Here is a 21773-nt window from a genome sequence, read left to right on the forward strand (position 1 = left end):
GCTCACGTCGGGTCTCCGTCCGTGCGCTTCTCGGGTGCGGACTTCGGGGCGGCGCCCGCCGGCTTGTTCTCGATCGCCGGGGTGACCCGGATCGCGCCCGGATCGGCCGGAGGCGTCGCCTGCGCCGTGCCGCGCTTGGCCGCGGCGCGGGCCTTCCGGCCCTTCAGCGGCGGCTCGGTCGTGACGGTCGGGCTGGGGCGGGTGCGCGGCGGCTTCGCGCCCATGACGCTGGCGGCGCTGTCGAAGCCCGTCAGCACGACGGCCGAGAGGGAGGGCAGCTTCACGTCCAGCTCGTCGAGCGCCTGCTTGATGCGGAGGCGCAGCTCGCGCGACACGTCGTCCTTGGCGGTCGTGCGGGTCTTCAGCACCAGGCGGATGACCATCGCGTCGGCCGAGATCGACTCCAGCCCCCACAGCTCCGGCTTCTCCAGGATGCGCGAGCGCCACTTGGTGCTCGACGCCAGCGCGTTCGCGGCCTCGAGCATCTTGGCCTGCACGGCGTCCATGTCGACGTCGTACGGCACGGCGACATCGATGATCACCCGCGCCCAGCCCTGCGACATGTTGCCGACGCGCAGGATCTCGCCGTTGCGCACGAACCAGAGCGTCCCGTTGACGTCGCGCACCTGGGTGACGCGGATGCCGACCGCCTCCACGACGCCGGTCGCCGACCCGAGGTCGACCACGTCGCCCACGCCGAGCTGGTCCTCCATCACCATGAACAGGCCGTTGAGCACATCCTTGACGATGTTCTGCGCGCCGAAACCGAGACCGGCGCCGATGGCTGCCGTGAGGAGCGCGAACGAGCCCAGCACATCCGGCACGAACACGTTCAGGATGAGGATGATCGCGATGATGCCGATCGTCACGTTGACGATGTTCGTGAGCACCGAGCCGAGGGTTCGCGTGCGCTGCACGAGGCGCACGGCCGCGAGCGGCGAGGCGACCAGCGCCTGCGTGTCGCTGACGTTCTGCCCCTTCTTCACGCCGCTGACGATGCGCTGCACGACCTTGCGGATGACCACCCGCAGGATCCAGCTCAGCAGGAAGGCGCCGCCGACGATGCACGCGGCGCTGAGGATGTTCCAGCCGGCCGCGACGGCCCACGACCCGAGTTCGGTCCAGAAGGTTGCTTTCAGGATCTCCATACCGCTCCGAGCCTAGCGAGCCGCGCCTTGGCGGTCGCTGGACCGGCCGGGCGGTTCACGGTTCCCGCAGGCCGTTCTCGTAGGCGAAGATCACCGCGTGCACGCGGTCGCGCAGGTGCAGCTTGGCGAGCACGCGCCCGACGTGCGTCTTGACCGTCGACTCCGTGAGGTAGAACCGGGCGCCGATCTCGCCGTTGCTGAGCCCCTCGCCGATGGCGGCGAGGATCTCGCGCTCCCGCGGCGTGAGGGCGGCCACCGGGTCGTGGCCCGGAGCGGGGGATGCGCCGCCGGCCGGCAGCCGGTCGGCGAAGAGCTCGAGCATCGCGCGCGTGACGCGTCCCGACACCGCCGCGTCCCCGGCGGCGACGCTGCGCACGGCGGAGACGAGTTCGTCGGGCCGAACGTCCTTCAGCAGGAAGCCGCTGGCGCCGGCGCGCAGACCGCCGAAGGCGTACTCGTCCAGGTCGAAGGTGGTCAGCACGATCACGCGGGCCGACGGCTGCGCCGCGATGATGCGCCGGGTGGCCTCGATCCCGTCGAGCACCGGCATCCGCACATCCATCAGCACCACATCGGGCCGGAGCTCCGCCGCCAGCCGCACCGCCTCGGCGCCGTCGGAGGCCTCGCCCACCACGACGAGTCCGGGCTCGGCCTCCAGCACCATGCGGAAGCCGAGGCGGACGAGCTGCTGGTCGTCGACGAGCAGGAGGCGGATGGGGCCGTCGCTCACGGCGTCTCCTTCCGGGTCGGGGTGGATGCGGGGGTCGGCGTGGATGCGGGGGTCCGGGTGGATGCGGGGGTCCGGGTGGATGCGGCGCCCGCCGCGCCTCGCAGCGCCGGGAATACCGCCCGCAGCCGCCAGCCGCCGCCCGGCCGCGGTCCGGCTTCGATCGTGCCGCCGTACAGCCCGACGCGCTCACGCAGCCCGAGCAGTCCGCGTCCCGACCCCTGATGCGGCGGGCCGTGCACGGTCGCGTCGTCGTCCACCGTCAGGATCACGCTTCCGGGCTGGAAGACCGTGACGACCCGCACCGCGGTCGCCGTCGCGGCATAGCGCAGCACGTTGGTCAGCCCCTCCTGCACCACGCGGTACACGGTCAGCTGCTGCCCGGCGTCCTCCGGCGGCACCCCCGACACGGTGATGCGCACCGGCAGGCCGGCCGCGCGGAACGTCTCGATCAGCGCGCCCAGGTCGGCGACGCCGGGCTGGGGTGCGCGAGCCGCGGGCTCGCCGTCGTCGTCGCCGAGCACGCCGAGCAGGCGCCGCATGTCGGCGAGGGCCCCGCGGCCCGTCTCGGCGACGAGCCGCATCGTCTCGGCGGAGCGTTCCGGCGCGGTCGCGGCGAGGCGCCCGGAACCGTCTGCGAGGGTGATCATCACCGTGAGGCTGTGCGACACGATGTCGTGCAGCTCGCCCGCGATGCGGCTGCGCTCCGCCGCCGTCGCGATCTCGGCCTGCTGGTCGCGCTCGCGCGCGAGCTGCCGGGCACGGTCGATGAGCGCATCCAGGTACCGCCGCCGGTTGCCGACGTTGCTGCCGATCAGCACCGCCACGGCCGAGAAGAGGAGCACGATGATGCCGGCGGGGAGCGCCGCCGTCCGCAGCTGGGTGAACACCTGGGCCTGCTGGAGCAGCACCTCGGTGGTCAGCGTCGCGACCGTGACGGCGGCGGTGACGGCGTACGCGATCCAGGCGGAGCGGATGGAGCGGTACACCGCCAGGGCGTAGAGCGCGAACAGCGTCGGCAGCAGGTCCACGTCGCGGCCCAGGAACACGCTGGCGCCGAGGACGAGCGTCGCCAAGGCGAACACGACCACCGGCCGGTGCCGGCGCGCCAGCAGCGCGACGCCCGCGGCCGCGGAGAGCACCAGGAGGACGGCCTCCTGCACGCTCGGCCGCATGGCGAAGCCGACGAGCGACACGATCACCGTCGGCACCAGGTAGAGGGCCGCGAGCAGCACATCCACGACGAGGGGATGCGCCGCGAAGTAGCGACGGATCGCCCCGGGCGGCCTCGGCAGTTCGAGGCCGTCCGGGGCGTCCGGTGCGGGGGAGGGAGCGGTCACGTCGGCGGTCAGGCGTCCCTGCGCTGCAGGAGGAGCGCGCCGCCGACGAAGGCGACGGCGGCCCAGACGAGCACGGTGAGCACGTTCGCCCACGGTTCGAGGTCGCCGTTGGCGAGACCCGCCATGCCGGAGCCCGCGTTGCTGATCAGGTAGTGCTGGGCGTCGGTCACCCACTGCGTCCGCGTCAGGCCGCCGACCAGGCTCGCGATGATCGGCAGGACGAGCAGCACTCCGAGGGCGCCCGCGATCCCGCCCGCGGTGGACTTCAGGATCGCGCCGACCCCGAGGGCGAAGACGGCCACCAGGCCGAGGTAGGCGCCGGCTCCGAGGATCGCCCAGAGGGTGTCGCTCGAGAACAGATCTCCCGTGTAGCCCTTCGCGGTCAGGATGGGCACGGCGACGGCCCACGACGCGGCCGAGCTGATCAGGCCGGCGAGGAACGCCACGACGAACAGCACCAGGGTCTTGGCGCCGAACACCGGGAACCGGCGCGGGACGGCCGTGAAGGACGAGCGGATCATGCCGGTCGAGAACTCGCCGCTGATGACGAGCACGCCGAGCACGGCGATGACCAGGGAGGCGAACGTGAGGCCCGCGGTCGCCGCGGTCTGCGCGAAGTCCGCCGCCTGCGCCTCGACGGCGGCGCGCTGCGCAGCGGAGACCCGGTCGACCAGGGTCGACTTGTCGGGGATCGCGACGGCCACCAGGGCGGCGATGCCGACGACGAGCACGACAGCGCTGATCAGCGTCCAGAACGTCGAGCGCAGCGTCCAGAGCTTGATCCACTCCGAGCGGACCACCCGCGCGAAGTTGAGGTGGCCGAGCGAGGTGTGCGGGTGGACCGTGCCCTGCTGGGTGGTGGTGGCGGTGCTCATCGGCTGACCTCCGTGCGGTATTCGACGTCGTCCTGGGTGAGTTCGAGGTAGGCCTCCTCGAGGGAGGCGCTGATCGGCGTCAGCTCGTGCAGCACGATACCGTCGCGGGCGGCGGTCTCTCCGATCTGCGCCGCGGTGAGGCCGGTGACCTCCAGCAGCTGCGCCTCGACGCCGGTGACGGCGACGTCGGCGCCCGCCACCGCCCGGGCGAGCTGTTCGGGCTGCGGGGTGCGCACGCGGACGGCATGCCGGGTGGCCTCGGCGAGGATGGTGTCGACCGGGGCGTCCGCGAGCACACGACCGCGTCCCAGCACGACGATGTGGTCGGCCGTCTGGGCCATCTCGCTCATCAGGTGCGACGACAGGAACACCGTGCGGCCCTGCGACGCCAGGTGACGGGCGAACTGACGCACCCAGAGCACGCCCTCGGGGTCGAGGCCGTTGACGGGCTCGTCGAGGATGAGCGTGGCGGGGTCGCCGAGCATGGCGGCGGCGATGCCCAGCCGCTGCCCCATCCCGAGCGAGAAGCCGCCGACGCGCTTGCTCGCGACCGTTTCGAGTCCCGTCATGCCGATGACCTCGTGCACGCGGGACTTCGGGATGCCGTGCGTCGCGGCGAGCGCGAGCAGGTGCGCGTAGGCGGTGCGCCCGGTGTGCACGGCCTTGGCGTCGAGCAGGGCGCCCACCTCGGTGAGCGGGGAGCGGAACTCGGCGTAGCGCTTGCCGTTGATGAGCGCGCGTCCGCGGGTGGGCCGGTCGAGTCCCATGATCATCCGCATGGTCGTGGACTTGCCGGCGCCGTTCGGGCCGAGGAAGCCGGTGACCTTGCCCGGCTGGATGGTCACGGTGATGTCGTCGACGGCGGTCTTCTCGCCGAAGCGCTTGGTCAGGTGATCGAGCTGGATCATACGTCCGAGACTAGGGGCGCGGCTCGCGTCGCGGCATCCTCCCGCGGTACCACCCCGGAGGGCCGCCTGGTACGACGGAGGGGCCGTGCAGACGCACGGCCCCTCCGGTGATCGCCGCGACGGGAGCGCTCGGCTCCGATCAGGCGGCGGCGTCCCGCTCCTGGGCCGCGAGCGCGCGCTCGACGCCTGCCAGGTTCTCGACCACCATGCGGCGCAGGGCGGCCGGCTCCGGGTTCGCGTCGAGCCAGGCGCGGGTCGCATCCCGCAGTTCCTCGTTCGCGAGCGGTGCCGGGTACATGCCCTCGACCAGGTACTCCGCGATCTTGTAGGTGCGCGAGGTCCAGATGTCCTGCAGGGCGGCGAAGTACGGCTCGACGAACTGCGCGAGCACGGACTTGTCCTTGGCGCGCTGGAACCCGATGCCGGTGTACCGGACGATCGTGTTCGGCAGGGCGTCCGAGGCGAACACCGAGTCCCAGGCCGCCTGCTTGCCCTCGAGCGTCGGGATGCTCGCGCGGGCCTGCGCGGCGAACTGGCCGCCGTTCGCGGTGTTGTCCGCGGCGAGTGCCGCGTCGATCTCGGCGGTGCCCGCGGCGCCGCCGGCGACCAGCGCGATCAGCAGCTCCCACGACAGGTCGGTGTCGACGGTCAGACCGTCGAGGGTGACCGAGCCGTCGCGGAGTGCGGCGATGGTCGACAGCTGCTCGTCGGTGGAGGCCAGCGCGGCGAAGAACTTCACGAACTGGAACTGCGCGTCACTGCCCGCCTCGGCGCCCTTCGCCAGCTCCCACAGAGCGTCGGCCGCGCCCTGGGCGGTCTCCTTCTGGCGCTCCGGCGCGACGTAGGCCGTCGCGGCGAGCACGAGCTGGTTCAGCGTGGTGCGGATGGTGGTCGACTCGGTCTCCGAGGCGATGTTCCCGAGCACCAGGCGCACGTAGTCGCTCGCGCTCGTCTCGGCGTCGCGGGTCGCATCCCACACCGCGCCCCAGACCAGGGAGCGGGCGAGCGGGCTCTCGATGTCGGACAGGTGCTCGATCGCGACCGCGAGCGACTGCTCGTCGAGACGGATCTTCGCGTAGGCGAGGTCGTCGTCGTTGATGAGCACGAGGTCGGGGCGGCGGGTGCCGACGAGGTCGGCGACCTCGGTGCGCTCACCGTCGACGTCGAGCTCGAAGCGCTCGTCGCGCGTCAACTTGCCGTCGCGGAGGTTGTAGAGGCCGATCGCGAGGCGGTGCGGGCGGATGGTCGGGTAGTCGGCCGCCGCCGACTGCAGCACGGCGAACGAGGTGATCGTGCCGTCCGCATCCACCGTCAGCTCGGGACGGAGGGTGTTGACGCCCGCGGTCTCCAGCCACTTCTCCGACCATCCGGTCAGGTCGCGGCCGCTGGTGGCCTCGAGCTCGACCAGCAGGTCCTTGAGCTCGGTGTTCGAGTGCGCGTGCTTCTTGAAGTACTGCGCGACGCCCGCGAGGAAGTCGTCCTGGCCGACCCACGCCACCAGCTGCTTGAGCACCGAGGCGCCCTTCGCGTAGGTGATGCCGTCGAAGTTGACCTGCACATCCTCGAGGTCGTTGATCGTCGCGACGATCGGGTGCGTCGAGGGCAGCTGGTCCTGGCGGTACGCCCAGCTCTTCTCCATCGCGGCGAACGTCGTCCATGCCTCGGTCCACTCGGTGGCCTCCGCGGTCGCGAGCGTCGACGCGTACTCGGCGAACGACTCGTTCAGCCAGAGGTCGTTCCACCACTTCATGGTGACCAGGTCGCCGAACCACATGTGCGCCAGCTCGTGCAGGATCGTGACGACGCGGCGCTCCTTGATCGCGTCCGTGACCTTCGACCGGAACACGTAGGTCTCGGTGAAGGTCACCGCGCCGGCGTTCTCCATCGCGCCCGCGTTGAACTCCGGCACGAAGAGCTGGTCGTACTTCTCGAACGGGTAGGCGTAGTCGAAGCGCTCCTCGTAGAACGCGAAGCCCTCGCGCGTCTTGTCGAAGATGTAGTCGGCGTCGAGGAACTCGGCCAGGCTCTTGCGGGTGTAGACGCCGAGCGGGATGGTGCGGCCGTCACGGCTGGTGAGCTCGCTGTGCACCGACTCGTAGGGGCCCGCGACGAGCGCGGTGATGTAGGAGGAGATGACCGGGGTCGGCGCGAACGACCAGACCTTCTTACCGTCGCCCGCCGCCTGCGGCTCCGGCGTGGGGGAGTTGCTGACGACCGCCCAGTGCTCCGGTGCGGTGACGGTGAAGCTGAACTCGGCCTTGAGGTCGGGCTGCTCGAACACGGCGAACATGCGCCGCGAGTCCGGCACCTCGAACTGGCTGTAGAGGTATACCTCGCCGTCGACCGGGTCGACGAAGCGGTGCAGGCCCTCGCCGGTGTTGGTGTAGATCGCGTCGGCGTCGACGGTCAGCTCGTTCTCGTCCTTGAGACCGTCGAGCTGGATGCGCACGCCGTCGCTCACCGTGGAGGGGTCGAGCTCGACGCCGTTCAGGGTGACGGCGTGCACCGTCCGCGTGATCGCGTCGATGAAGGTCGACGCGCCCTCCTTCGCCGAGAAGCGCACCGTCGTGGTGCTGCGGAACGTCTCCGGCCCGGTGGTCAGGTCGAGCCTGACGTCGTAGCTGTGGGTGCGGACGAGCGACGCACGCTCCTGCGCTTCGATGCGGGTGAGGTTTTCTCCGGGCAACGCTGGCTCCTTCGAGGGGATGACTAAAGAGGTCGAACGTGTGGATCGTGTCCACCGCACCCACCTTAGCCACCGAGCCGTCGAGGGTCGGCGGTCCTCCCTAAACTGTGGATATGCGCATCCACATCGCCACCGACCACGCCGGCCTCGACTTCAGCACGCATCTGCAGGAGCACCTGAGCGCGGCGGGTCACGAGGTGGTCGATCACGGTCCGACGGAGTACGACCCGATCGACGACTACCCGGCGTTCTGCATCAACGCGGCGGCCGCGGTGGTCCGCGACCAGCAGGCCGGCGTCGAGGCGCTCGGCATCGTCTTCGGCGGTTCGGGCAACGGCGAGCAGATCGCGGCGAACAAGGTGCGCGGGGTGCGCGCAGCGCTGGTGTGGAGCCAGTCGACCGCGCTGCTCGCCCGGCAGCACAACGACGCCAACGTCATCGCCATCGGCGCCCGGCAGCACACGGTCGAGGAGGCCACCGGCTTCATCGACGCGTTCATCGCCGAGCCGTTCTCGTTCGAGGAGAGGCACGTGCGCCGCATCGCCCAGCTGGCGGAGTACGAGGCCACCGGCGACATCGCGGGCAAGAACGTGGACCACTGATGCCCGAAGGCCACTCCGTCCACCGCATCGCGCGGCAGTTCGCCGTCAACTTCGTCGGCCACCGCGTGGCCGTGTCGTCCCCGCAGGGCCGGTTCGCGGCCGATGCGACGCGCATCGACGGCCACGTCATGACGGATGCGCGCGCGGTCGGCAAGCAGATGTTCCTCGAGTTCGACAACGACTTGTGGCTCCGCGTCCACCTCGGCCTCTACGGCGCGTGGGACTTCGCGGGCGACATCAGCATCGACCCGACGATCGCGAGCGCGAACGGACGGATGGGCCAGACCAACCAGCGCGGCACCGACCTCGGCGAGCCGATCCTCGACGCGGCGGGCGAGAACTCCCTCCACTCGATCGGCGCGCCCCGGCGCACACGCCTGCGCATGGCCGAGTCGGAGAAGGTGGAGGCCGAGATCACCTCGTTCCCGCCCGAGCCCATCGGCCAGGTGCGCGTGCGGCTCCTCACCGACAGCGCCGTCGCGGACCTGCGCGGACCGACCGCCTGCGAGGTGCTCGACCCGGCCCAGGTGGATGCGGTGATCGCGAAGCTCGGACCGGACCCGCAGGTCGACGCCAGCCGGGAGGCGGAGGACCGCTTCGTCTCGATCGTCCGGCGCAAGCCCACCTCCATCGCCCTGCTGCTGATGGATCAGAGTGTGGTCAGCGGCATCGGCAACGTCTACCGCGCCGAGCTGCTGTTCCGCGCCCGGCAGAACCCGCACACGCCCGGCAAGAAGGTGCCGGAGGAGACGGTGCGGGCGCTGTGGCGCGACTGGGTGCACCTGCTGCGCATCGGGGTCGAGACCGGCCAGATGATGACGATGGACGACCTCGACGAGGAGTCCTACCGCAAGGCGATGGCCAGCCGCGACGACCGGCACTGGGTCTACAAGCGCGAGGGCCTGCCGTGCCGGGTGTGCGGGACGAACATCCTCATGGAGGAGCTGGGCGGCCGCAAGCTGTACTGGTGCCCAGTGGACCAGGCCTAGGAGGGCGCGATGCGACAGAACCCGAGCTTCACCCTGGGCGACCCCGACGAGCTGAAACGGCTCGTGCGCGAGAACCCGTGGGCCACGTTCGTCAGCGCCCCCTCGACGGGACTCGTCGCCTCGCATTACCCGGTCCTCCTCGACGAGACGCGGGAGGAGCTGAGCCTGCTCGCCCACGTCGGACGGCCGGACGAGCAGTTGCACGAGCTCGGGCAGCACGAACTGCTCATCGTCGTGCAGGGTCCGCACGGGTACATCTCCTCCGGCTGGTACGACGAGAAGCCCGCCGTGCCGACCTGGAACTTCATCGCCGCGCACTTCTCCGGCGTCCCGGAGATCCTGAGCGACGAGGAGAACCTCGAGGTGCTGGAGCGCCTGGTCGACCACTTCGAGGATGAGCTCCCGTCGCCGCGGCGGATGCGCGGCACCCTCAAGGACTCGGAGTACGCCGACCGCATCGCCTCCGGCACGGTGGGTCTGCGCCTGACGCCCACCCGCGTGGTCGCGAAGCAGAAGATGAGCCAGAACCGCCCGGACCACATCGTCGAAACGATCATGTCCGAGCTCGGCGGCGACAGCGCGTACGCGAGCGAGGGGCTGCTCCGCGAGATGCGGATCGTGCACGAGCGGCGACGCGCGGCACGATGACGGTGGTGCTCGCCGGGGGCCGGATCGCCGCGGTCTCTGCGTTCGGTGTGTCCGGTGTGGACGGGCTGGTGGATGTCGTGCTCGACGAGGGCAGGATCAGCGCGGTGCAGCCCGCCGGGACGGCGACGGACGTCGGGCCCGTGGAGCGCATCCCGCTCGATGGGCGCTGGGTCGTGCCGGGGCTGTGGGACCAGCACGTCCACTTCACCCAGTGGGCGCAGACCGCGCGTCGGCTCGACGTGTCCCGGGCGGCGTCCGCGGCCGAGGCCGCGGCGCTGGTGCGGGAGCGGGCGGTGCAGGAGCGCGCGGCGGGCGCCTCCGGCGCCTCTGGCGACGACGTGCTGGTCGGCTTCGGCTTCCACGATGCGCTGTGGCCCGACGAGCCGACGCGTTCGCTGCTCGACGCGGCGACGGACCGCCCGGTCGTCCTGATCGCGGGGGACCTGCACTGCTCGTGGCTCAACAGCGCCGCGGCGCGACGTTTCGCTCCCGGCACCACGGACGCCGTGTTGCGCGAGGACGCCAGCTTCGCCGTCACCAGCGTCCTGACCGCGGCCGACGACGCCACGCTCGACCGCTGGGCGGCCGACGCCGCACGCGCTGCAGCGACGCGAGGGGTGGTCGGGATCGTCGACCTCGAGTACGGGTGGAACCTCGACGTTTGGATGCGGCGGATGGGCGCCGGCGGCGGGCGTGGCGGTGACGGCGTCGGCCGGAATGGCGGTGAGGGCGACGCTGCGGGTCTGCGCGTGGAGTTCGGCATCTACGGCGAGCACCTCGACCGGGCCGCCGGTCTGGGCTTGCGGACGGGCGCAGCCATCCCCGGCACCGGCGGCCTGCTGACCGTAGGGCCGTTCAAGGTCATCTCCGACGGTTCGCTCAACACCCGCACCGCCTTGTGCTCTCACGCCTATCCGGACGGCGGCCACGGCGTCGCCAACCTCGCGCCCGCGGAGCTCGTCGAGCGGATGCGGTTCGCCGTCGACCACGGCCTGGAGCCGGCCGTCCACGCGATCGGCGACGAGGCGAACCGCCGGGCGCTGGACGCCTTCGCTTCGATCGGCGCGGGCGGTCGCATCGAGCACGCGCAGCTGATCGACCCCGCCGACGTCCCGCGCTTCGCCCGCCTCGGCGTGACCGCGAGCGTGCAGCCCGAGCACGCCATGGACGACCGGGACGTCGCCGACCGCCTCTGGCAGGGACGCACCGACCGCGCCTTCCCCCTCGCCGACCTGCACGCCGCCGGCGCCCGCCTGGCTTTCGGCTCCGATGCCCCCGTCGCCCCTCTCGACCCCTGGGCCGCGATCGCCTCCGCCGTCGGCCGCACGCGCGACGGTCGCGAGCCGTGGCACCCCGAGCAGACGATCCCCGCGGACGTCGCGCTCCGCGCATCCACCCGCTCCACCCTGTCGCTCGGTCAGCCCGCCGACCTCGCCGTGCTCGACCGCGACCCGCTGGCGGCGTCGCCCGACGAACTCCGCACGATGCCGGTCGCCGCCACCCTCCTCGCGGGCCGCGTCACCCACGACGCGCTGCGCTGACCCCCGCGCCCGGCGTCCCTCGGGCGCCCACCGTCCGGGCACCATTCGTGCCGAATGTCGCGTCCCGCCCCGCCAATCCCGCCATTCGTGACGAATGTCGGCGCGGGACGCCGCGCCGCTCTCACGCTGACGCCTCGCGGGTTGGGCACGATTTGTGCCAAATCGTGGTTCTGACGTCGTCAAAACCGCGATTTGGCACAAATCTCGCGCTTGCCTCCGCCACGCGATCCCAGCGCACGCCACCTCGACGGTCCCCGTTCTTCACGATTTGTGCCAAATCGTGGTTTTCGCGGCGCTATAACCGCGATTTGGCACAAATCTCCGCCCTCGCGCGACGCCGCCAGCCGCCGCCTCAGTGCCCGCGCAGCAGCAGCCGGTCCGCGCCCGGCGTCGTCGCCACGGCCGTGTTGCGCAGCGACTCCGTGTAGGCGTCCAGGTAGCCGTAGTGGGCGAGGTGCTCGGCGTACTTCTTCTCGAACAGGACCGTGTCGGTGATGCCCGACCACGCCGACGACAGCGGGTCGTCGTTCCACGGCGAGTGCAGCACCGGCGCGTGACCGGTGACCGGCAGCAGGTCGGCCTCCTCGTCTCCGTCGACGCTGATGACCGTCGCGCCGAACGAGGGCGAGCGCGGGTCGCGGCGGGTGATGCGCCCGAAGCGCGCCTCGCCGTCCGCGTCGGCCTCGCCGGCGTAGCTGTGCCGCGTGTGCAGCGCGGCGGCGTTCGGGATGCGGCTCTCGATGCCCGCGGACCCGAGCATCACGAAAGCGTACACGCCGAGGTCCGACGCGTCGGCGAGGGCGTTGGCGCTGGTCGTCGTCCCGTACGAGTGCGCCACCACGTTGAGCGAGCGCGGCGGGCTCGTGACGCGCACTGCGTTGACGCCGCGCAGGTCGTCGGTGAGCAGGGGAGCGCCGCGGGCGGCGTAGTCGCCGAGCGCCGCATCCAGCCCGGGTGGGGGAGTGACGTACCCGATCCATGACACGACCGCCCGCCGTTTGGATGCGCCCACCTCGCCCTGCTCGTCGTACAGGTTCTGGGCCGACTGCGTCCACAGCTGCATGTCGTCGGTGTACGTGCCCATCCCGGGCACCACGAACGTGATCTCGGACGCCTTGTCCAGGTCGCCCAGCGCGATGGCGGCGAGCGGCGGTCGGTCGAGGCTCAGGGTGATGAGGTGCCGCGCGGGCGTGCGCTTCCCCTTGAGGGTCTTCTGGATGGCCGTCAACGCCCCGAGCACCCGTTTCGTCAGCTCGTCGTCGGGATGCGCGCGGACCTGCCGCTCCGCCTTCGCGATCGCCTGCCGCAGGGCCCGGCGGTTGGCGCGGTCCCGGTCACGGTAGTCGACGCCGTCGAGGTTGCCGATGATCTCGGGGATCGTCTCCACCGCATCCTCACGATCGGCCGCATCCAGCGACGCCCAGTCGTCGTGAACGGCGTCGGGGTCGGTGTTGGCGAGCCGGATGAGCAGTTCCGGATGCTTCTGGAGGTACGCCTCCTGCTGCTCGTCGTTCATCGCCTTCAGCACGTCGAAGGTGGTGATGGGCGCGGCGCCGGCGGCGGGAGCGACGAGCAGGCCGATCAGTGCGACGGCGACCAGGCCTCCCGCGACGAGCACCCGGCGCATCATGGCGCGAGCGTAGTGCTGCCGTGCTCCGCGTGTCCATGACCCGGCGGGCGTGACGGGCGCCCACCCCGCCCACGATTTGTGCCAAATCTCGGTTCTGGCGCCGCCATAACCACGATTTGGCACAAATCGTCGCCGCGCGAGCGACGCCACGAGGGGCGCACCGGACCGCCCCACGAACGACGAAGGGCCGCCCGCTTCCGCGGACGGCCCCTGCCGAAGCGCGACTACTCGCTGATGTGGGCGAACAGGAACCAGCGGTCCTTGTCGAGCCCGCGGGCGATCTCGATCGCGACGTCCTGGCTGGTCTGGTCGAGCTCCGCGAGCTCGCGCACGGCCGTGTTCACGGCGGCGAGGGCGGCGTCGAGCTGGGCGATGACCTCGGCGATGGTCTCGTTCGACGGGCGGAAGCCCGCGGTGAGCTCGCCCGTGGTGGTCTTCGCGGCCACGGTGCCGAGGCGTGCGTCGACGGGGAGGCCGAGGGCGACGATGCGCTCCGCGGCGAGGTCGGCCCACTCCTGCGCGTGGTCGACGATCGTGTCGAGCAGCTCGTGCACGCCGATGAAGTTGGCGCCGCGCACGTGCCAGTGCGCCTGCTTGCCGTTGACCACGATCGCGGTCAGGTCGATGACGACAGGGGTGAGGAACTGCGCGACTCCGGCCGCGACGTCGGGGTTCGAGACACTCTGGGTTGCGGCGATGTCCGTCATGGGTGGCGTCCTTTCTTCTGCCTGTCATGAACGCTAGCGAGCCGACGGAATTCCGACAACGAAGCCAAGGCTGCGCTTACTGAGGTCGGGTTAACCCCCGAACGGTTCCGGAGGCGCCCGGGATGGGGTGAGCGCGCCGATCCCGCGAGGCTGAGGTCATGTCCACTGAACCCGCCCCCGTCTCTGCCACGCTGGATGCTGTGACACCCACCCAGCCCCGTCCCGCCCGAGCGAACTACGGCTCGCTGTGGCGGGGCGTGCCGCGCGAGCTCGGCTTCCTGGTGCTGACCATGCCGATCGCGATCATCGGGCTCTCCGTGCTCATGTCGCTGTTCTGGACGGGCGTCGGCACCATCGTCATCTACGTCGGCTTCTTCCTCATCGTCGCCGCCTTCTACACCGCGCGCGGTTTCGGCGTGGTCGAGCTGACCCGCCTGGACTGGGCGGGCCGGCCGTCCATCCCGCGCCCGGTCTGGGAGAAGCCCGGCACGCCCCGCACGTTCGTGCGCTCCGTCTTCGGCCCCTTCGCCAACGGCCACTACTGGCTCTACCTGCTGCACGGCATCCTGATCAACCCGATCGTGAGCATCGTCTCCTGGTCGCTGACGATCGTGTGGGTGTCGGTCGCTCTCGGCGGGCTGACCGGGTGGATCTGGGAGCCGTTCATCCCGCAGGGCGACCGCTCCTTCTTCCTGTCGCAGACCGTCGTGGACGCGGTGTTCCGCACGCACTCGACGTTCGACCCGACGGTGGGCGACCGCATCCTCTACGTGATCGCCGGCATCGTGTTCGCCGTGACCCTGCCGTTCGTGACCCGCGGGCTGACCCTGGCGCACGAGGCCGTGGCGCGCGGACTGCTCGGCCGGTGGCCGTCGGAGGCGCTGCAGCGCGAGGTCGCCGACCTGTCCGCCTCCCGGGGCGCCGCCGTCGCCGCCGAGGACCAGGCCCTGCGCCGCCTCGAGCGCGACCTGCACGACGGCCCGCAGCAGCGCCTGATCCGGCTGCAGATGGACATCGCCGCCGCCGAGCGCAAGCTGGCCGACGACCCGGAGGCCGCCGCCACGCTGCTCGCGGAGGCGCGGCAGCAGGCGGGCGACACCCTCGAGGAGCTCCGGGCCCTGTCGCGCGGGTTCGCCCCGCCCATCCTGCAGGACAGGGGCCTCGTGGCCGCCGCCGAGTCGCTGGCCGCGCGCAGCCCCATCCCGATGACCGTCGAGTCGTCGCTGCAGCCGGGGGAGCGGTTCAGCCCCGAGATCGAGCGGAACGCCTATTATGTGCTGGCGGAGCTCGCAGCGAACCTGGCCAAGCACTCGGGCGCGCAGGCGGCCCGGCTGTTCCTGGATCGGTCGGTGGATGCGTCGGGCGCCGCCTGGCTGAGCGTCTGGCTGACCGACAACGGCCGAGGCGGCGCGTCGCCGGTCGAGGGCCACGGGCTCCGCGGACTGGAGGAGCGGGTCCGCGGTCTGCGCGGCGAGCTGGTCGTCGACAGCCCGGCCGGCGGGCCCACCCGGATCGGGGCGCGCATCCCGCTCGCCTGACTCCGGCCGCGCTCTAGGCTGGGGGCGTGCCGAGCGAATCCGTCCCCCTCCGTGTGGTCGTCGCGGACGACTCCGTCCTCCTCCGCGAGGGTCTGATCCGGCTCTTCGACGAGGCCGGGTTCGACACCGTCGGCGCGTTCGGCGACGCGGACACGCTGCTGGAGGCGGTGCCCGACCTGATGCCGGATGTGGCGGTGCTGGATGTGCGGATGCCCCCGACGTTCCGCGACGAGGGCGTGCGGGCGGCCCTGCGCATCCGGCGCGAGCATCCCTCGATCGCGGTCCTGCTGCTGTCGCAGTACGTCGAGGGGACCTACGCGCAGGAGCTGCTGGCCGGCGGCGAGGGCGGCACCGGCTACCTGCTGAAGGACCGGATCGCGTCGCTCGACGAGCTGCGGGATGCGGTCTCCCGGGTGGCGGCGGGCGGCACGGTGCTCGACCCGCAGGTGGTGCGCGAGCTGCTGACCCGGCGCACGGACCCGCTCGCCACCCTCACTCCGCGCGAGCGGGAGGTGCTGGAGCTGATGGCCGAGGGCCGCACCAATGCCGCGATCGCGGCCCGCATGGTGGTCGGCGTCGGCGCGGTCGAGAAGAACGTGACGTCGATCTTCCAGAAGCTGGGCCTGGAGGACTCCGGCGACGACCACCGCCGGGTGCTCGCGGTACTGGCCTTCTTGCAGCACTGAGTGTTGGATGGCCGCATGGCCGGATTCGACGACTTCACCAAGAAGGCGCAGGAGTTCCTGAACGACCCGAAGGTCAAGGACGCGCTCAGCTCCGAGCAGGCGGAAGGCGTCAGTGACAAGCTGCTCGACGGCGTGGCCGGCGCCGCCAAGAAGGTCACGGGCGGCAAGTACGACGACAAGATCGAGGGCGCCCGCGACCAGGCCGACAAGCACGTCGGCAACGAATAGCGGTCAGTCGCCGGGCCGCAGCGGCCGGTAGGACGCGAACGCCTTCCGGTACGTGCGCATGCCCCACAGCAGCGAGAGCACGACCACGGCGACTCCGACCACGCTTCCGAGCACAGCCGCGACGACCGGATGCGCGCCGAGCGCCCACGACGCCCCTCCGACGAGGAGACCGACGACGATCGCCTCCACGATGGTGATGATCATCATGGAGCTTCCGAGCACCGGAGTGGGCCCCCGCGGGTAGAAGAAGTGGTAGGTGAGCCGCGCCCCGGCCTCGTCGTCGTGCGCCGACGCCATCAGGAACTGCTCGATCCCGGGGTCGAGTTCGACGTACGCCGCCCGGAGCCGGTTCATGGCGACGACGTACATCAGGTCCTCGCTGGCCGTGTTGAACGCCCGGACCTCCGTGACGAGCCCGAGCAGCGCCAGCGCGAACAGCACCCCCAGCGCGGCCACGCCGAACCACCCGCGGAAGCCGCTCGCCTGCCCGATGAACCCGAGCGTCACCAGTCCCGCCGACACGAGCGTCAGGAAGATCGCGATCCGCGTCAGCACCTCGCTCTGCGTCGTCGACCGCGACGCGAGCAGCCCCCAGTGCTCGGTCGCGAGCAGCTGCGCACGCAGGCTGCGCTGCGCATCCGTGAGCCCGTCCTCCGGCGGGGGTGTCGCCGTCATGACGGCATTGTGCCGCGCCGGCGCGCCGTTGGCACCAGCGACTGCGGTGCTCCGTCACGATTGCGGCTGCTCGCGCGGCCGCAGACGTTACGAAAGGCGGCAGACACGCCCGACGGGCGAAAACGGAGGGGATGACGGGAATCGAACCCGCGTAATCAGTTTGGAAGACTGAGGCTCTACCATTGAGCTACATCCCCGAGCGCCGCGGTTGCGGCACCGGGCCGCCTTCTGCGCGACGGCCGGAGACCATCGTAGTACACGCGGGGGATGCGGGCGTGCAGTAGACTCGACCACGGTCTTTCGCACCGCTTCAAGCCGGGGCGTAGCTCAGCTTGGCTAGAGCGCCCGCTTTGGGAGCGGGAGGTCGCAGGTTCGAATCCTGTCGCCCCGACGAGGACCTCGTTCCTTGCGAGAAGACCACCGTTCGAACATTCAGGAGAACCCAGACATCGTGAAGACCACGGTCGAGAAGCTCAGCCCCACCCGCACCAAGCTCACCATCTCGGTGACGCCGGAGGAGCTGCAGCCGTCCATCAAGCACGCGTACGAGCACATCGCCGAGCAGGTGACCATCCCCGGTTTCCGCAAGGGCAAGGTGCCGCCGCCCATCATCGACCAGCGGGTCGGCAAGGCCGCCGTCCTGGAGCACGCGGTCAACGAGGGCCTCGACGGGTTCTACCGCCGTGCCATCGAGGAGAACGACGTGCGCCCGCTCGGGCGTCCGGAGGCCGACATCACCGAGTGGCCGAACGAGAGCGACTTCTCGGGCGACCTGCTCCTCACCATCGAGGTGGATGTGCGCCCCGAGGTGAAGCTGCCCGACTTCGACGACATCACCATCACGGTGGATGCGGCCGAGGTGGGCGTCGACGACGTGGAGGAGGAGCTCGACCGGCTCCGCAGCCGCTTCGGCACGCTCGTGACCGTCGACCGTCCCGCCAAGACCGGTGACTTCGCGCAGATCGACCTGACCGCCGAGATCGGCGGCGAGGAGGTCGACACCGCGGCCAACATCTCGTACGAGATCGGCTCCGGCGAGCTCATCGATGGCATCGACGAGGCGCTCGACACGCTGACCGCCGGCGAGACCACCACCTTCGAGGCCCCGCTCATGGGCGGCGACCACGAGGGCGAGAACGCGCAGATCACCGTCACGCTCAACGCCGTCAAGGAGCGCGAGCTCCCCGAGGCCGACGACGACTTCGCCCAGATCGCCAGCGAGTTCGACACCATCGGCGAGCTGCGCCAGAGCCTGCGCACGCAGGTCGAGCGCGCCAAGGTGTTCGGCCAGGGCACGGCCGCCCGCGACCAGCTGGTCGACAAGCTCCTCGAGCTGGTCGAGATCCCCGTCCCGGAGCAGCTCGTCGAGGACGAGGTGCACCGTCACCTGGAGCAGGAGAACCGCCTCGAGGACGACGTGCACCGCGCCGAGGTCAAGGAGTCCAGCGAGAAGACCTTCCGCACGCAGATCCTCCTCGACGAGGTCGCGCAGGAGAACGACGTCAAGGTCAGCCAGGACGAGCTCACCCAGTACCTCGTGCAGGGCGCCGCTCAGTACGGCATGGACCCGAATGAGTTCGTGAAGATCCTCAGCGAGAACGGCCAGATCCCGTCGATGGTCGGCGAGGTCGCCCGCAACAAGGCGCTCGCGATCATCCTCGGCAAGGTGAAGGTCGTCGACAGCAACGGCAAGCCGGTCGACCTGGCCGAGTTCACCGCGATCGCCGACGGCGACGAGTCCGACGACGCCGCAGCCTCCGACGAGGCCCCCGCGGCCGACGAGGCGCCCGCCGAGGAGTCCGCCGCCGAGGAGGCTCCCGCGGAGAAGCCGAAGAAGCGCTCCACCAAGAAGAAGGCCGACGACAAGTAAGCCTCCCTCGCTCCCGAAGCCGGGCCCGCGCTCTCCGCGCGGCCCGGCTTCGCTGCATCCAGGAGTCGCAACACGCCGTTGAGGGCCGGCGATGACGGCGTGTCGCGACCCGTGGATGCGCGGCCCGCGATCTGCCACGATGGGCACGGGCACGGGCACGGGCACGGGCACGGGCACCGGCACGGCGACAAGACGGAGGAGACGCGGATGGACGACTGGCGGCAGCGGGTGGATGCGGTGTGGGCGGCGGCCGACGACCCGGGGGAGGATGCGACGCTCGCGGCGATCGACGCCCTGGTCGCCGAGCGTCCCGCCAGCGACCCGGAGGCGCTGTTCGAGTCCGCGAGCGCCCGCGACTTCGCCGGCCTCGAGGCGGACGCCGAGCCGTTCTACCGCGCGGCGCTCGCCCACGGCCTCGCCGAGCCGTACCGCGGGCAGGCGATCGTGCAGCTCGCCAGCACGCTCCGCAACCTCGACCGGTCGCCGGAGGCGCTGGCCCTGCTGCGCGACTTCCTCGCGGCCGAGCCGGAGCATCCCCTCGCCGACGCCGCCCGGGCGTTCGCAGCGCTGGCGCTGTTCGACGACGGGATGGCGGCCGACGCCCTCCGCGAGGCGCTGGAGGCGCTCGTTCCGCACCTGCCGCGCTACGGCCGCGCCGTGACCGCCTACGCCGCCGCGCTTGACGACGACTAGGCGCGCGGCCCACCCGCCGCGACACCGCTCTCTGCCGAGGGCGAACAGCACGGAAACCGGCTCGGCGCTCCGATAGATTCAATGCCAAGCGACAAAGGAAATGGAGCGAACATGGCCGACATGGGTATCCAGCCCAACGTTTTCGACAGACTGCTGAAGGACCGCATCATCTGGCTCGGCTCCGAGGTCCGGGACGAGAACGCGAACGAGATCGCCGCGAAGCTGCTCCTCCTGGCCGCGGAGGACCCGAAGCGGGACATCTACCTCTACATCAACTCCCCGGGCGGTTCGATCACCGCCGGTATGGCCATCTACGACACGATGCAGTTCGTCCCGAACGACATCGTCACCGTCGGCATCGGCATGGCCGCCTCGATGGGCCAGCTGCTGCTCACTGCGGGCACCAAGGGCAAGCGGTACATCACCCCGAACGCACGCGTGCTGCTCCACCAGCCGCACGGCGGCTTCGGCGGCACCGCGAGCGACATCCAGACGCAGGCTCAGCTGATCATCGACATGAAGAACCGCCTTGCCGAGATCACCGCGGCCGCGACCGGCAAGACCGTCGAGCAGATCAACGAGGACGGCGACCGCGACCGCTGGTTCACCGCGCAGCAGGCACTGGAGTACGGCTTCGTCGACCACATCCGCGAGTCGGCGCTCGACGTCGCCGGCGGCGGCGGCACCGAGCCGGAGAAGAACTGAACGACCGCGGAAGGACAAGGACAACGTCAATGAACATCCCCATGCTCGGCGGAGCCGCCCAGGGCGGCGTGCAGGCCCCCGGCGCCCGCTACATCCTCCCCAGCTTCGAGGAGCGCACGGCCTACGGCTACAAGCGCCAGGACCCGTACGCGAAGCTCTTCGAGGACCGCATCATCTTCCTCGGCGTGCAGGTCGACGACGCCTCGGCGGACGACATCATGGCCCAGCTGCTCGTGCTCGAGAGCCAGGACCCGGACCGCGACATCGTCATGTACATCAACTCGCCCGGTGGCTCGTTCACCGCGATGACGGCGATCTACGACACGATGCAGTACATCCGCCCGCAGATCCAGACGGTCGTGCTCGGCCAGGCCGCCTCGGCCGCCGCCGTGCTCACCGCGGCCGGCACCCCGGGCAAGCGCCTGGCGCTGCCGAACGCGCGCATCCTGATCCACCAGCCCGCCGTGGGCGAGGCCGGTCAGGGGCAGGCGTCCGACATCGAGATCCAGGCGAACGAGATCATGCGCATGCGCACCTGGCTGGAGGAGACGCTCGCGAAGCACTCCAAGCGCTCGGTGGAGCAGGTCAACAAGGACATCGACCGCGACAAGATCCTGTCTGCGGAGGAGGCCCTCGAGTACGGCCTGATCGACCAGGTGCTCACCAGCCGCAAGACGCTGCCGGCGCTGGTCAAGTAGTAGCCTTCGCTGCATGAGCGAACGGGGCGATCGATTCGACGATCGTCCCGTTCGCCGTATCCGGGCGTATGCCGACGCCGCATACGATCCGGATGCGTGGCCCGCCGACATCCCCGCGGTGCGCCAGCTCCTCCACGAGGGACTCGAGCTCCCCGCGGGCGTCACGATGCTGGTCGGTGAGAACGGCGCGGGCAAGTCGACCATCGTGGAGGCGGTCGCCGTCGCGTACGGTCTCCCGCCCGAGGGCGGCAGCAACCAGGGGCGCCACGTCACGCGCCCCACCGAGTCGCCCCTCTCCGACTGGATCTTCCTGGAGCGCGCCCCCTGGGCCGCCAAATGGGGGTTCTTCCTCCGCGCCGAGACGATGCACGGCTACTACAGCTACTTCGAGGACGTGGCGACGGCGTCGGACCCGCGCTTCCACGAGATGAGCCACGGGGAGTCGTTCAACACGCTCCTCGCCACGCGCCTGAATCACCCGCAGTTCGTCGCCGGGCTGGTGTGCCTGGACGAGCCGGAGGCGGCGCTGTCGTTCCAGTCGACGTTGGCGTGGCTGGCGAACCTTGATGTGATGGCCAAGCGCGGCACGCAGGTGCTGTGCGCGACGCACTCGCCGATCCTCGCGGCGCTGCCCGGCGCCCACCTGCTGGAGCTGGGGGAGTGGGGGATCCGCGAGACCGCCTACGAAGACCTGGAGATCGTCCAGCACTACCGCTCGTTCCTCGACGCGCCGGGCCGCTACCTCCGCCACCTGCTCTGAGCCACGCGGTGGCGCCGCAGACGCATCTGCTGTGGGCAGAACCGCCGCGAGACGCAAAACGTCCGACATGCGCGCCAATGTCGGTTCCACGGGTTAGGCTCGACAGAAGACACCCGAAG

General features: G+C 70.8%; 21 protein-coding genes and 2 tRNA genes. 13 read left to right on the top strand and 10 right to left on the bottom strand.

The features are described 5' to 3' along the window. Positions 1–2: 2 nt before the first annotated feature. The 6 genes from ACTJI1_RS18300 to pepN form a co-directional block, all read right to left on the bottom strand. Positions 3–1148, bottom strand: a complete 1146-nt coding sequence (locus ACTJI1_RS18300) for a mechanosensitive ion channel domain-containing protein (protein ID WP_440743728.1) — start codon at positions 1146–1148, stop codon at positions 3–5. A 55-nt stretch (positions 1149–1203) separates the two neighbouring features. Beyond that, a complete protein-coding gene (locus tag ACTJI1_RS18305; protein WP_310128972.1) occupies positions 1204–1878 on the bottom strand; it encodes a response regulator transcription factor in 675 nt (224 codons plus the stop codon). Beyond that, on the bottom strand, positions 1875–3215 hold the full coding sequence (locus tag ACTJI1_RS18310; protein WP_440743729.1) for a sensor histidine kinase: 1341 nt from the start codon (positions 3213–3215) through the stop codon (positions 1875–1877). Before ACTJI1_RS18310 ends, ACTJI1_RS18305 begins: the two co-directional genes overlap by 4 nt. 8 nt (positions 3216–3223) lie before the next feature. Then, positions 3224–4090 carry an ABC transporter permease subunit gene (locus ACTJI1_RS18315; protein WP_310128975.1) on the bottom strand — a complete coding sequence of 289 codons (867 nt, stop codon included), beginning with the start codon at positions 4088–4090 and terminating at the stop codon, positions 3224–3226. After that, positions 4087–4998: an ATP-binding cassette domain-containing protein gene (locus ACTJI1_RS18320; protein ID WP_440743730.1), complete on the bottom strand. Its 912-nt coding sequence runs from the start codon at positions 4996–4998 to the stop codon at positions 4087–4089. The genes ACTJI1_RS18315 and ACTJI1_RS18320 overlap by 4 nt, the downstream gene beginning before the upstream one ends. 139 nt (positions 4999–5137) lie before the next feature. Next, complete coding sequence (gene pepN, locus ACTJI1_RS18325) at positions 5138–7684, bottom strand: aminopeptidase N (RefSeq protein ID WP_440743731.1); 2547 nt, start codon at positions 7682–7684, stop codon at positions 5138–5140. 113 nt (positions 7685–7797) lie between these two features. Between pepN and ACTJI1_RS18330 the strand changes: the two genes are divergently transcribed. The 4 genes from ACTJI1_RS18330 to ACTJI1_RS18345 are packed head-to-tail and all read left to right on the top strand — an operon-like array spanning position 7798 to position 11464. Then, positions 7798–8286, top strand: a complete 489-nt coding sequence (locus ACTJI1_RS18330) for a ribose-5-phosphate isomerase (RefSeq protein WP_440743732.1) — start codon at positions 7798–7800, stop codon at positions 8284–8286. After that, positions 8286–9275, top strand: a complete 990-nt coding sequence (locus ACTJI1_RS18335; RefSeq protein ID WP_440743733.1) for an Fpg/Nei family DNA glycosylase — start codon at positions 8286–8288, stop codon at positions 9273–9275. Before ACTJI1_RS18330 ends, ACTJI1_RS18335 begins: the two co-directional genes overlap by 1 nt. 9 nt (positions 9276–9284) lie before the next feature. After that, a complete protein-coding gene (locus tag ACTJI1_RS18340; protein WP_440743734.1) occupies positions 9285–9923 on the top strand; it encodes an FMN-binding negative transcriptional regulator in 639 nt (212 codons plus the stop codon). Next, on the top strand, positions 9920–11464 hold the full coding sequence (locus tag ACTJI1_RS18345) for an amidohydrolase (protein WP_440743735.1): 1545 nt from the start codon (positions 9920–9922) through the stop codon (positions 11462–11464). The genes ACTJI1_RS18340 and ACTJI1_RS18345 overlap by 4 nt, the downstream gene beginning before the upstream one ends. A 352-nt stretch (positions 11465–11816) precedes the next feature. Here ACTJI1_RS18345 and ACTJI1_RS18350 read toward each other — a convergent pair whose 3' ends face one another. Next, the gene (locus ACTJI1_RS18350) at positions 11817–13094 is read right to left on the bottom strand and encodes an alpha/beta hydrolase (RefSeq protein WP_440743736.1); all 1278 of its coding nucleotides are present in this window, start codon (positions 13092–13094) and stop codon (positions 11817–11819) included. 224 nt (positions 13095–13318) lie between these two features. Then, on the bottom strand, positions 13319–13801 hold the full coding sequence (locus tag ACTJI1_RS18355) for a Dps family protein (protein ID WP_310128990.1): 483 nt from the start codon (positions 13799–13801) through the stop codon (positions 13319–13321). Between the two features lie 158 nt (positions 13802–13959). Here ACTJI1_RS18355 and ACTJI1_RS18360 point away from each other — a divergent pair, with 158 nt between their 5' ends. The 3 genes from ACTJI1_RS18360 to ACTJI1_RS18370 are packed head-to-tail and all read left to right on the top strand — an operon-like array spanning position 13960 to position 16253. Continuing rightward, positions 13960–15339, top strand: coding sequence for a sensor histidine kinase (locus ACTJI1_RS18360; RefSeq protein ID WP_440743737.1), 1380 nt, complete (start codon positions 13960–13962; stop codon positions 15337–15339). A gap of 26 nt (positions 15340–15365) precedes the next feature. Continuing rightward, positions 15366–16025, top strand: a complete 660-nt coding sequence (locus ACTJI1_RS18365; RefSeq protein ID WP_440743738.1) for a response regulator transcription factor — start codon at positions 15366–15368, stop codon at positions 16023–16025. Positions 16026–16040: 15 nt separating this feature from the next. After that, complete coding sequence (locus tag ACTJI1_RS18370) at positions 16041–16253, top strand: Rv0909 family putative TA system antitoxin (protein WP_440743739.1); 213 nt, start codon at positions 16041–16043, stop codon at positions 16251–16253. Positions 16254–16256: 3 nt separating this feature from the next. Here the strand turns inward: ACTJI1_RS18370 and ACTJI1_RS18375 are convergent, their stop codons facing one another. Together ACTJI1_RS18375 and ACTJI1_RS18380 are read right to left on the bottom strand one after the other, a co-directional pair. Continuing rightward, entirely contained in the window at positions 16257–16928 is a 672-nt protein-coding gene (locus tag ACTJI1_RS18375; protein WP_440743740.1) for a hypothetical protein, read from the bottom strand. A 126-nt stretch (positions 16929–17054) separates the two neighbouring features. Next, positions 17055–17125, bottom strand: a tRNA-Gly gene (locus tag ACTJI1_RS18380). Between the two features lie 119 nt (positions 17126–17244). On the opposite strand from ACTJI1_RS18380, the gene ACTJI1_RS18385 reads away from it, so the two are divergent. The 6 genes from ACTJI1_RS18385 (at position 17245) to ACTJI1_RS18410 (ending at position 21654) form a co-directional block, all read left to right on the top strand. Next, a tRNA-Pro gene (locus tag ACTJI1_RS18385) sits at positions 17245–17319 on the top strand. A gap of 60 nt (positions 17320–17379) precedes the next feature. After that, positions 17380–18798: a trigger factor gene (tig, locus tag ACTJI1_RS18390; protein WP_440743741.1), complete on the top strand. Its 1419-nt coding sequence runs from the start codon at positions 17380–17382 to the stop codon at positions 18796–18798. Between the two features lie 99 nt (positions 18799–18897). After that, positions 18898–19491, top strand: coding sequence for a tetratricopeptide repeat protein (locus ACTJI1_RS18395; protein WP_440743742.1), 594 nt, complete (start codon positions 18898–18900; stop codon positions 19489–19491). A gap of 111 nt (positions 19492–19602) precedes the next feature. Further along, entirely contained in the window at positions 19603–20196 is a 594-nt protein-coding gene (locus tag ACTJI1_RS18400; RefSeq protein ID WP_310129002.1) for an ATP-dependent Clp protease proteolytic subunit, read from the top strand. A 29-nt stretch (positions 20197–20225) separates the two neighbouring features. Further along, positions 20226–20894 carry an ATP-dependent Clp protease proteolytic subunit gene (locus tag ACTJI1_RS18405; protein ID WP_310129003.1) on the top strand — a complete coding sequence of 223 codons (669 nt, stop codon included), beginning with the start codon at positions 20226–20228 and terminating at the stop codon, positions 20892–20894. A 13-nt stretch (positions 20895–20907) separates the two neighbouring features. Further along, entirely contained in the window at positions 20908–21654 is a 747-nt protein-coding gene (locus ACTJI1_RS18410) for an AAA family ATPase (RefSeq protein ID WP_440743743.1), read from the top strand. The last annotated feature ends 119 nt before the right edge of the window (positions 21655–21773 follow it).

This window comes from Leifsonia sp. 22587 (assembly GCF_052044215.1).
Lineage (GTDB): Bacteria > Actinomycetota > Actinomycetes > Actinomycetales > Microbacteriaceae > Leifsonia > Leifsonia shinshuensis_C.

What these genes read in the sequence shown, in the direction of transcription:
- ACTJI1_RS18360 (WP_440743737.1), top strand. Translation starts at nt 13,960, where the DNA reads ATGTCCACTGAACCCGCCCCCGTCTCTGCCACGCTGGATGCTGTGACA.
- ACTJI1_RS18335 (WP_440743733.1), top strand. Translation starts at nt 8,286, where the DNA reads ATGCCCGAAGGCCACTCCGTCCACCGCATCGCGCGGCAGTTCGCCGTC.
- ACTJI1_RS18400 (WP_310129002.1), top strand. Translation starts at nt 19,603, where the DNA reads ATGGCCGACATGGGTATCCAGCCCAACGTTTTCGACAGACTGCTGAAG.
- ACTJI1_RS18345 (WP_440743735.1), top strand. Translation starts at nt 9,920, where the DNA reads ATGACGGTGGTGCTCGCCGGGGGCCGGATCGCCGCGGTCTCTGCGTTC.
- ACTJI1_RS18355 (WP_310128990.1), bottom strand. Translation starts at nt 13,801, where the DNA reads ATGACGGACATCGCCGCAACCCAGAGTGTCTCGAACCCCGACGTCGCG.
- ACTJI1_RS18370 (WP_440743739.1), top strand. Translation starts at nt 16,041, where the DNA reads ATGGCCGGATTCGACGACTTCACCAAGAAGGCGCAGGAGTTCCTGAAC.
- ACTJI1_RS18410 (WP_440743743.1), top strand. Translation starts at nt 20,908, where the DNA reads ATGAGCGAACGGGGCGATCGATTCGACGATCGTCCCGTTCGCCGTATC.
- ACTJI1_RS18340 (WP_440743734.1), top strand. Translation starts at nt 9,285, where the DNA reads ATGCGACAGAACCCGAGCTTCACCCTGGGCGACCCCGACGAGCTGAAA.
- ACTJI1_RS18375 (WP_440743740.1), bottom strand. Translation starts at nt 16,928, where the DNA reads ATGACGGCGACACCCCCGCCGGAGGACGGGCTCACGGATGCGCAGCGC.
- ACTJI1_RS18315 (WP_310128975.1), bottom strand. Translation starts at nt 4,090, where the DNA reads ATGAGCACCGCCACCACCACCCAGCAGGGCACGGTCCACCCGCACACC.
- ACTJI1_RS18350 (WP_440743736.1), bottom strand. Translation starts at nt 13,094, where the DNA reads ATGATGCGCCGGGTGCTCGTCGCGGGAGGCCTGGTCGCCGTCGCACTG.
- ACTJI1_RS18320 (WP_440743730.1), bottom strand. Translation starts at nt 4,998, where the DNA reads ATGATCCAGCTCGATCACCTGACCAAGCGCTTCGGCGAGAAGACCGCC.
- ACTJI1_RS18330 (WP_440743732.1), top strand. Translation starts at nt 7,798, where the DNA reads ATGCGCATCCACATCGCCACCGACCACGCCGGCCTCGACTTCAGCACG.
- ACTJI1_RS18300 (WP_440743728.1), bottom strand. Translation starts at nt 1,148, where the DNA reads ATGGAGATCCTGAAAGCAACCTTCTGGACCGAACTCGGGTCGTGGGCC.
- ACTJI1_RS18405 (WP_310129003.1), top strand. Translation starts at nt 20,226, where the DNA reads ATGAACATCCCCATGCTCGGCGGAGCCGCCCAGGGCGGCGTGCAGGCC.